Source organism: Rhizobium rosettiformans W3, assembly GCF_004912135.1.
GTDB classification, from domain to species: Bacteria; Pseudomonadota; Alphaproteobacteria; order Rhizobiales; family Rhizobiaceae; genus Allorhizobium; species Allorhizobium rosettiformans.
The window spans coordinates 76,255-86,089 of record NZ_STGU01000014.1 but is presented as its reverse complement, the minus strand read 5'-3'; the positions used below and the strand labels follow the sequence as shown (position 1 = coordinate 86,089).

At 59.5% G+C, this 9,835-nt stretch carries 9 protein-coding genes; 4 read left to right on the top strand and 5 right to left on the bottom strand.

The window, feature by feature from the left end; genetic code table 11:
- Both FAA86_RS20225 and FAA86_RS20220 read right to left on the bottom strand, forming a co-directional pair.
- A partial coding sequence (locus tag FAA86_RS20225) for a Gfo/Idh/MocA family protein (RefSeq protein WP_136542845.1) occupies positions 1-1,089 on the bottom strand: 1,089 nt, incomplete at its 3' end.
- Positions 1,090-1,106: 17 nt separating this feature from the next.
- Positions 1,107-2,147, bottom strand: a complete 1,041-nt coding sequence (locus FAA86_RS20220; RefSeq protein ID WP_246035138.1) for a glycosyltransferase family 2 protein — start codon at positions 2,145-2,147, stop codon at positions 1,107-1,109.
- Positions 2,148-2,528: 381 nt separating this feature from the next.
- On the opposite strand from FAA86_RS20220, the gene FAA86_RS20215 reads away from it, so the two are divergent.
- The 4 genes from FAA86_RS20215 to FAA86_RS20200 all read left to right on the top strand — a co-directional run bounded on the left by FAA86_RS20215 (position 2,529) and on the right by FAA86_RS20200 (position 7,748).
- Positions 2,529-3,761 (top strand): hypothetical protein, encoded by a 1,233-nt coding sequence (locus FAA86_RS20215; RefSeq protein WP_136542844.1) that lies wholly within the window; start codon positions 2,529-2,531, stop codon positions 3,759-3,761.
- A 93-nt stretch (positions 3,762-3,854) separates the two neighbouring features.
- Positions 3,855-4,907, top strand: a complete 1,053-nt coding sequence (locus tag FAA86_RS20210; protein ID WP_136542843.1) for an acyltransferase family protein — start codon at positions 3,855-3,857, stop codon at positions 4,905-4,907.
- Positions 4,908-4,921: 14 nt separating this feature from the next.
- A complete protein-coding gene (locus FAA86_RS20205; RefSeq protein WP_136542842.1) occupies positions 4,922-5,998 on the top strand; it encodes a glycoside hydrolase family 5 protein in 1,077 nt (358 codons plus the stop codon).
- Between the two features lie 187 nt (positions 5,999-6,185).
- Positions 6,186-7,748 (top strand): GumC family protein, encoded by a 1,563-nt coding sequence (locus FAA86_RS20200; RefSeq protein ID WP_167495043.1) that lies wholly within the window; start codon positions 6,186-6,188, stop codon positions 7,746-7,748.
- An 11-nt stretch (positions 7,749-7,759) separates the two neighbouring features.
- Here FAA86_RS20200 and FAA86_RS20195 read toward each other — a convergent pair whose 3' ends face one another.
- From FAA86_RS20195 to FAA86_RS20185, 3 genes are all read right to left on the bottom strand, one after another.
- The gene (locus tag FAA86_RS20195) at positions 7,760-8,290 is read right to left on the bottom strand and encodes a GNAT family N-acetyltransferase (RefSeq protein WP_136542840.1); all 531 of its coding nucleotides are present in this window, start codon (positions 8,288-8,290) and stop codon (positions 7,760-7,762) included.
- A gap of 253 nt (positions 8,291-8,543) precedes the next feature.
- Positions 8,544-8,915, bottom strand: coding sequence for a hypothetical protein (locus FAA86_RS20190; protein ID WP_136542839.1), 372 nt, complete (start codon positions 8,913-8,915; stop codon positions 8,544-8,546).
- Positions 8,912-9,772: a DODA-type extradiol aromatic ring-opening family dioxygenase gene (locus FAA86_RS20185; RefSeq protein WP_136542838.1), complete on the bottom strand. Its 861-nt coding sequence runs from the start codon at positions 9,770-9,772 to the stop codon at positions 8,912-8,914. Before FAA86_RS20185 ends, FAA86_RS20190 begins: the two co-directional genes overlap by 4 nt.
- Positions 9,773-9,835 lie beyond the last annotated feature (63 nt).

The window sequence follows — 9,835 nt, the reverse complement described above, 5'->3', positions numbered from 1 at the left end:
GGCCGGCATGGCTGGGTTGTCTTGTCTGGGAATGCACGCGGTCGTTCGCTCTATCGCGTCGATCACCGTCACCGCGGAGTTTGCGTCGAAACGCCTGTCGATCGGCTCGTTGCGGGCGACTGCTTCGTAAAATGAGCCGATCATGCCCAGAAAGCCGAGCGCATAGGGGGACTTCTGGTTCAGCGAGAGAAGCTGCTGTTTGGCGTTCGCTGTAGCCTGCCGAACATGCTGGGCCGCCGCCGAAAACTCGTCGAAAAGCGGACCAAGAATGAGCTCTGCCGTATTCGGCCTCTGTAGCACAAGCGTGTCGGCGGCAAGGTCAAGACGTGCCGTGCCTGCAACACCCCTTAATGAGACGGAGCGGTCGTCCGGGCCTTCGACGAGCGAAAGGGATATTCGCACGTCCACATGTCCGGCTCTGGCTGAAATCTGCCAGCCTTGCGGAAGCGCCACACCCGTGGGCAGGGTGATGGGCTTGCTGAGGCGCAGGTCGATATCGTCAAGTTGGCCGAAGAGATCGCCGGCGAAGGCGAAAAGGTGAGGCCCGAGCTCTAACAGAAGGTTTTCGGAAGAGCGAAGCATCCACAGTCCATAGGGACCGCTGCGGAGAGGCGCGAGCGGGTATCGCCAGTGAAGATCGGCAGAATCGATGCGCCCCGGAAAGCCGCCGGCGATGAGCTCCTTCAGACGTCGATAGGATGGCAGGCCCAGGAAATTATGATTGACCGCGACCAGACGCTCAGCGCGCGTCGCCGCATCAAGGACCGCTTTCGCGTCGCTTGTCGACAGCGCAAAGGGCTTTTCGACGAGGACGTGAGCACCCGCCGCGAGGCAAGCTTCTGCCTGTTCCCGGTGTAGGTGCGGTGGGGTCAGGATGTGAACGGCGTCGCAAGCCCCGGCCGCCAGCATTTCGCTCAGAGTTGAGAAGGGGGCCGCGCCATATCTGTCTGCCAAGGCCTTGGCGGCTGCCGTCGCTGGATCGCACACCGCCGTCAACTTTACACCCTTCAGCTGAGCGAGGGTCTGCGCATGCCAGGATGCGATATAGCCAGCACCCACCAGGCCGACTCGAATGACTTGATTTGACATTGCGCAATACGGTCCCGTTACTTGTACTCGATGATGGTATTCGCCCTGCCACGTGCGCGCCGAACCCAGTAGGTGAGGGCGCCCTTCAGATTGCAGAACTTGGAGAGCGTCAGCAGGAGGCCAGCGAGCAATGCCTCACGTGGCGGGAAGCCCTGGCGGAGAAAGCGCAATGTGCTGCGGGCGCAGGAAAAAAGATACAGCAGCGCGACACCAAGCGTAATCCACGGATGAAGGAAGAGCCCCAAGACGGCAACAAGAGGAAGAATGGCACCCCAAAGCCACATCCGCCTGCGTTGCGCGAGAAAATGGGCGGGGTGCAGCGCGCCGACCTGCGCGAAACCGTGACCGGCTCTTTCCGCTCTTCGCCACCACTGGCCAAATCGCGTCATATTGGCATCGTGGAGTGTCATCTCTGCATCCAGCCGCCAGACGCCCCATCCTGCCCTGCCAAGCCTGACACAGAACTCGTCGTCTTCGGCTGCTATGACATCCTCGCGGAAGCCGCCGACGCTTTCAAAGGCTGAAACTCGCACCATGGCGTCACCACCCGAGGCGGCGGCCTTTCCGAGGGGAGTGTTCCATTCCCAGTCGCACAGCCTGTTGTAGATCGATGCCAGAGGGAACTTTTCACGGCGGCGTCCGCAGGCAACGGCGATGTCAGGGTGGGCCAGCAGAAAGTTTGTGGAGGTGACAATCCAGTCGGGGTCGATGACGCAGTCGCCATCCACGAACTGAACAAAATCAAATCCGATTCCGGCAGCCTTGAGCGCTGCATAGCCTGCATTGCGGGCGCGAGCAGCGGTGAAGGGCACCTCCATCGATAACTCGACGACCTTTACGCCGCTCTGCCTTGCGTGTTCGACACTTTCGTCGGTTGAGCCGGAATCGACGTATACTGTGTTGGTGGCGAACCTCCTGATCGATGCAAGACTCGCCTCCAGCCGGGCGCCTTCGTTGCGACCTATCAGAATGATACCCGCATCGTTCGCTATCGTCGCTGGGACGTTTTGAGGCGCTAGCTGATCGATGGTAATCTCCATCGGTGGCTGAATAAACATGTTTCAGTTTGCATTGAAGGACACGAGGAGCAAAGTAAGATTTATAACATCTACCACCGGATATCATGAAAGCTACGGTTATGTCTCTGTCCTAAAGCATAAATCTCAATGCTTGAATTAATTGAGTATCTTTGACGAGGATCAGGCGGCCATGATGAGCTCTAAGTTTCGTTTCTGGGCGTTCCGCTGAGCGTCTCGGTGCGAACGACGGAGCCGAGACCAGGTGTGATTGCTGTTCTTCTAGGTGGGAAGATCTAATCCTGAGCAGATCTACAGATGCCGGCCCTGGTCAGGACGTAGACTTCGAAGCCGCTGCTGCTTGGCACTCTGTACGCCCTCATTTCCCTTCTCGCTCAAGCGCGAGTCGGCTACCTCTGAAGCATGAGCATCAGCGCGCTGGATGATCCGCATTGCAAGTCCGTGCCCGAGCCTGTCCGCGATCGCGGGCGGCTGGTGCGTGTGGTTGTGCCCATGGCGGTCATGTATAATGGCGTGCTTGCCATCGTGAATGCACATGTGATGCCGCTTGGCTTTTCCCATGTCGCGCTGGTCGAGATCACGCTGCTCTTCATCACGCTGCTCTATCTCCTCTATCGCGGGCTGTCGCAGGAAGCCCTGCCGATCGCCACTCTGGTCGGCTTCTTTGCGCTGGTCATGCTCTACACCTCGGCTGCCAATGGCATGCTGTTCGTCGACTTCTTCCGCAATGTGCTGATCATCGCGGTGTTCTGCCAGTTGGGCATGATGACGGACGGGCGCAGTCTCGCCTTTGTCTTCAGGATCTGCTGTGGCTTCATCCTCTCGGTGTTGCTGGTCGAGATATTCTTCACCCGGATCTATGAGGATCTGTTCTATCCGGCGCTCTATTTCACCAATACGCGCGGGCTTGAGCAGGTGGCATTCGGGGGGGCGAAGATCTTTCAGAATGCGATCAACATCCCGGGCCGCTTCTCCTTCGGGCTGAGCGACCACCGCACCTCATCGCTCTTTCTCGAGCAGGTGTCGCTTGCCAATTTCTCAGGGGTGCTCTGCATCTATCTCGTCAGCCGGTTCAACCAGATCCCGCGGTTCGACCGGGTTCTGATCCTTGCGACCGTCGTCTTCATCCTGCTGACCAATGATTCGCGCAGCATGCTCGCCTTCTCGTTCATCTGCCTTTTCGGCTATTTTCTGTTTCCGAAGATCAGCAATGGTGTCAGGCCGCTGATCATGCCGGCGATCATCATCGCGGGCGCTCTTGTGTACCTGATGCGCCCGGATGCGAGCGGCGACACGTTCGACGGTCGTATCGTGCTCACCATGAAGGGCTTCTTCAGCCTCGATTTCGTCGAACTGCTGGCACTCGATGTGCGCAACATCGCGAGTTTTGCCGATAGCGGCTATATCTATGTGATCAATGCCAGCACCGTCTTCGGGCTCCTGGCCTTCTGGCTGTTCGTCAGTTTCTATCCGGCGGGGCAGGGAGCGGCGCAGAAGCGCTGTGCCTTCGCGCTCGCCATCTTCATCTTCCTCAACATGATGATCGGCGGCACGGCGATTTTCTCGATCAAGGTGGCGGCCCTTCTCTGGCTGCTCGTCGGGCGGATGCGGGCGGCAGACGCCGAGCCGCATTAACCGCGTTCGGAGGTCTTCCGGGACAGGATTGTGCCGGGCAGGCTATAAGGAGCGAACGGTCCATGCTCCCTGTCTGACGGATTGCCACCGCTCATGTGCGTTCAGCTGCAGTATATCAGGGCAATCGCTGCTCTTCTCGTCATCTATTTTCATGCCATCCTGCAGCTTGAGAAGCTCAATCCGGATGCCTGGGTGACGGACTATCTGTTCGGCAAGAGCGGCGTTGACCTCTTCTTCGTGCTCAGCGGTTTCGTCATGTGGATCACCACCGCCGACAAGCCGCAGACAGTCACGGATTTCTGGTGGAAGCGCGTGCGCCGTGTCGTGCCGCTCTACTGGGCCGTCACGCTCGCCGCGGCCATGGTGGCACTCGTCCTCCCGCAGATCCTCAAATCCACCCAGTTCGATGTGCCGCACATCCTCGCCTCTCTCGCCTTTCTGCCCTGGATCAATCCTTCTGACCCCGCCGGAGAGATGATTGCGCCGCTCATCGTTCCGGGTTGGACGCTGAATTACGAGATGTATTTCTACCTGCTGTTCGGCCTTTGTCTGCTGGTGCCGGTGCGTCATCGCATTGCTGCCATCACGCTTCTGATCGGCAGCATTTTTGTGCTTGCCAATCTTGCGCCTGAGAGCACAGCAGCGCGGTTCTACGGTGACACCGTCATCTTTGAATTCGTCGCCGGCGTGTTCCTCGGCCGGATCTACAAGTCAGGTCTATCTCTCTCTGCCCCTGTCGTCGCGGCCGGCCTTGCGATCGGTTTTGCGGCGCTGCTGTACAATGACTATCGCGCCTTCGAGCTGCCGCGGCTTGTCACGATCGGCATTCCGGCGGCCATCATCATCTTCTTCGCCACAGCGACCCGCATTCCCGACCTCAAGGCCTGGGGCTGGTTGCGGATCCTGGGAGATGCCTCCTATTCCATCTATCTCACCCATATCTTCACGCTGGCGGGCTCGCGCATGATCTATCCTTACGTGATCGGGGCCGTTGAGAGCGACACGCTGTTCGTCGCCTTGATGATCGCCATGTCCACGGCCGTCGGCCTTGCGAGCTACTATCTCTTCGAAGTGCCGGTTGGCCGTTTCCTTTCGTCGGCCAATGCGCCCCGTTTCGGTCGGGTCGCCAAGGCTGGCAGCGCATGAGAGTAGGTGCCAAGATGACCGTAGCCAGCGCAAAGACGACTAGTCGCCGCGTCCTGTTCGCAGCTCTGCTTGCAGCGCTTGCTGCGGGGCCCAGCCATGCCGGCCCGGGTGATCTCTGTTTTCGCGGGCTGAACATCTCCGGTGCGGAATATGGCGAGTTCGACGGGGTGGAAGGCGTCAATTTCACCTATCCGTCTGCTGCGACCGTGTCCTACTTTGCGGACAAGGGTTTCGACACGGTGCGTCTTCCCTTCAAGTGGGAGCGTCTGCAGCCGCAACTTGGCGAGGCCTTCGAGCGAACCGAACTGGAGCGTTTGAAGACCAGCGTTGCGGGGTTGAGGGAGAGGGGCCTTCTCGTTATCCTCGATCCGCACAATTTTGGGTATTATGGCGGCCACAATATCGGCTCCTCGGAGGTTTCCCCACGGCAGTTCGCGCAGTTCTGGATCAGGCTCGCGGCCGAGTTCGCCAATGAAGATGGCATTGCCTTCGGGTTGATGAATGAACCCCATGACATCGCGCCATTGGTCTGGCTCGATGCGGCGAACCAGGCGATCGCAGGCATACGGGCCGTCGGTGCCCGCAATCTTATCCTCGTGCCGGGCACGCATTGGAGCGGTGTTGTTACCTGGGGCGAGGACTTCGGGCGCGGTTCCAATGCGACCGTGATGCTCGGTGTCGTCGATCCGATGGATAACTTTGCCTTCGAGGTGCATCAATACATGGACAAGGACCTGTCCGGCACCAATGAGGCCTGCGTCAATGCGGATCTTGCCGTCACTGGCATCGCCAAGCTGTCCGACTGGCTGCGTACCCATGACAAGCGTGCCTTCCTCGGCGAATTCGGCGGCTCGAAAGAAAAGGAATGCCTGGCCGGACTGACGCGCATGATGGATCAGGTCGCCACGGATTCCGATGTCTGGCTCGGCTGGACCTATTGGGCGGGCGGCGACTGGTGGTCGCCGGAAGAGGGCAACAACATCCAGCCGACGCAGGCGGGAGACCGCGCGCAGCTTTCCGTGCTGCTTCCAGCTCTTCAGCCTGCTGCCGCAGATCCGGGCGCTTGCCTCCGAATTCCGCCCGCAGGCTAAGACTTAATTAACCGTAAAAACTCATAGTTCGGCAAGAAACTGGCGTCTCGCGGGCAACCGCCTGACGCCTTCATGCATGGGCAAGGCAATCGTGAGGCAGACAACTCGAGCGATGGGCGAATTCGATCCTCAGCATCGCCGCACGGGCACGCAACCGCCGTCATCTGCTGGCGGAGCCAATGTCAGCTTGCGTCGCTATCTCGGTGCGACTTCCGAGGCAGGGGAAGAACGAGTTCCGCGGGCGCGGCGGCCGCTCACCATGGACGACATCGAACAGCGCGCCCGCGAACGCTTCGGCTGGGATCTGTCGCGCGGGGATGACGTGTCCGAAGAGGCGCCGCGCTCTGACATGGGCCAGAAGCCCGTGTCGGAGGAGCGTCCACTGGCCGCCCAGCCGGTGGCGCAGCACGCCGACGCTCCGCTCGTGATCGACCTGAAATTCGTCGCGCTCGCCGCCTGGCGATACCGGACGGCGGTGCTCGCAGGTGCCGTTGTCTGCGCGCTGCTCGGCGGCGCGATGACGACCCTTCTCTCCAAGAAGTACAGCGCAACCGCAACGCTCTACTTCGATCCGCAGAAGCTTGCGGTGGAGCTCGTGGAAAACGACCGCGCCACATCGCCGGAAGTGCTCAATGCGACGATTGACAGCCAGACGCAGATCATCACCTCGCGCTCGGTCCTGGAGACGGTCGCAACCAATCTGCAGCTGACCTCTGATCCCGAATTCGTCGGCCGGGCCTCGGGCGACGCCGCGACCGACATGAACCGCGTGGTCTCGGCCATGCAGAAGCACATCCTCGTGTCCCGGCAGGACGGCACCTTCATCTTCCAGGTGAAGGTGACGACTGGGGAGGCGGAAAAGTCGTCCGAGATCGCCAATTCGCTCGTCGCGGCTTACCTCAAGAACAGCCGCATCAATGCCGAAGACAGTTTCGGCAGCGTCAACACGAGCCTGGTCAATCAGCTGACGGCGCTGAGCAAAGCAGTGATTGCGGCGGAAGCCGAGGTGAAGGCTTTCACCTCGAAGAATGATCTCTTCGCTGTTGGCGGAGACCAGATCGCCGACAAGCGTTTGCAGTCGCTGGATGATCTGCTGGTTGCCGCCCAGCAGAAGATCATCGAAGCCAAGGCCCAGCTCGACACGGTCTCGAAGCTCAACATCAACGACGTTCTCGTCGGCGATGCCACCGCTTCGCGAACGCTTGGCGACCTGCGCAATCAGTATGCGAGCCTTTCGGCCAATGTCAGCAGCCTGACGGAGCGGCTCGGGCCCCGCCACCCCCAGCTGCAGTCCGCCAAGGCATCGCTCGGCGACCTTGAACGGCAGATCCGCCTCGAACTCGAGCGCATGGTGGTCGCTGCCCGCAGTGCCTACGAATCGGCGCAAAAGGAAGAGGCCGACCTTCTCAAGGAACTCAATGTTCAGAAGGCTTCGCAAGCCACCAACTCAACCGCGCTGATCGAACTTAGCGAACTGGAACGCAAGGCCAAGGCTGCGCGGGACGTCTACGAGGCGGTGCTGAAGCGCAGCGAGGAGACGGCTGCCGAGATGAGCCTCTATTCCAGCAATGTCCGGATCATCGCCGAAGCCTTCCCGCCGCAAACAGCCGACGGGCCGGGTCGAACCGTGCTTCTGATCGCGGGTGCCTTCGGCGGCGGTCTCTTCGGTCTCGGCTTGGGGATCGTGCTGGCTGCGGGGCTTGCGTTATTTCAGCGGGTGAGGGGGCGGGAAACACCCTCGCACAGATAAGTGGACCCGCTTCAGCCGCCGAATTCCGTCGCCAGCAGGGCCATCATCACGTCGTCATGCCAATTGCCATCGACGAAGGCCGATTCTCGTTCCCGGCCTTCGACCTTGAAACCACATTTCACATAGGCGCGGATGGCTCGTTCATTGTATGCGAGCACGCGGACCGCAATGCGATGCAGGCCAAGCTCTTCGAAGGCATGGGCAAGCAAGAGCCTGATGGCCTCGGTTCCTGCACCCTTGTTAAGCTCTGTTCGATCGTAGATGCCGATCGCCATGGATGCGCGTCGATCATTTGCATGAATGCTGTGGAACTTGATCTCGCCGATCAAGCGGCCGCTGACTTCGATAATCCAGGCATGCGGGTCGTTCGCATGACCTTCTGCCCATTGCTTCGCCGCTTCAAATGTCATCGGTATTACATCAGCCTGACTGACGCCAAACATCCGGCTGATTTCAGGGTCTCTCCCGAGCGCGAAACGTGCCTCGGCATCCTCGGCACTCGCGCGCCTCAAGCGAACCTTTGAACCTTCCAGTGTCGTCATCGATTTCATCCCCGTCGACCTTTCCGCAGAGTGAAACTGCAGTGGGTTCAGAAAGTGAGCTGCGACAAAGATCTCAGGGGCAACGCCTCATCCCTTGCTCAGCACATCGTCACCGCACACATGAACGGCCACACCGAGGAGGTGTGGCCGTCGGATTGTTACGTGATCGGCAGACGCGTCAAGGCCATCCGGGCAGCAAGGTGGGTATGTCGCACCGGGGCTGCAAGATATGCAGCGCCGGCGCAATCTCATCTCAGGTTTCTACCGAAGGATAGGCGCGGTCGCGCCAATGCTGCAGCTTCGCCGCAAACTCGCGCTGGAAAGCAAGCGGGCCCGATTTTTGGAAATACGGTTCGTCGTAGATGCCGATGAACAACGTCAAGTTCAGGAAGAAGTGGGCTCCCATTTCAAACAGGGCGACAAAATCATGGGTAACCAAGGCGTCGCGCTCAGCATCCGTCAGGGCGTGAACGGTCGAGGCTTCGACATCGTTGCCCAGCAGCTTGGGGCCAATCGATTGCTCCCACGTCGCGACGAACGTCTTCGGATCTTCGGTATAGCGCTTCAGGTATTCCGGATCCCTGTCCACCGTGTAAAGGAACTTGTTGACGTAGTATTTGCTCATGCCGCCTGCTCCTTCGGATACCAGGTGAAATAGGCTTCCATCGTGTGGAAAAGATCGAGATTGTCGACGTAATCGGCCCCTTCCGGACCGGCGATGCCGAGCATCAGGATGAAGTTCAAAAAGCCATGGGTCGCATTGCCGCTCTGCTCCATGCTCTTGTGTGTGACATTGGCGAGGATGGCGTCGATATCGCCAGCGCGCAGCCATTCGATCGCCTGTCGGTCAAAGACCGGGTCCGGTCCGGTTTCCATGAACTGACGCGGCCCACCAAGCTCGAGAGAGAGGTGACCGGTACCGATTGCTGCCACCCGCTTGTCCGACGGGTAATCGTCGATCGCCTTGCGGATCGCCCGGCCCAGATCATAAAACCTGCGGGGTGAATGGAGTGGCGGCGCAAAGATATTGGTATAGATCGGCACAACCGGCAGATCGTTTTGAGGGCGAACCGTGATGATCGGGCAGATGATCGAATGATCGATCTTCAGCTCGTTGGAGAAGGCAAAGTCGAAGTTCTGGTCCATCAGGGACTGATGCATGAAGCGTGACATGTCCTCATTGCCCTCCAGGACAAACTTCGGAATGCCGAATTCACGCTCCTCGTTATAGAAGGTCGCATCGTAGCGAGGCGCTTTGCCGATCAGGAACTGCGGGCAGTTGTCCAGAAAGATCTGGTGAAAGTGGTCTGATCCCACCATGACGAGAATGTCCGGCTCGGTTTTTGCCAGCGTTTCTCGATAGGCTTCGATCTTGCGCTTCCATTCCGGCGCCTGAGGCATCTGCTGCTCTGGTGGCGCCGTTGTCGCTTTCAGATAAAAGGGGTGATGGGTCGACGCGAGCGTCGCAACAAGTTTGGCCAAAGTTCTTCTCCCTTAAATTGGCGGCGCTCTCGCGCCTCTCTCCCTGCCGGCCGTTCCATGCCG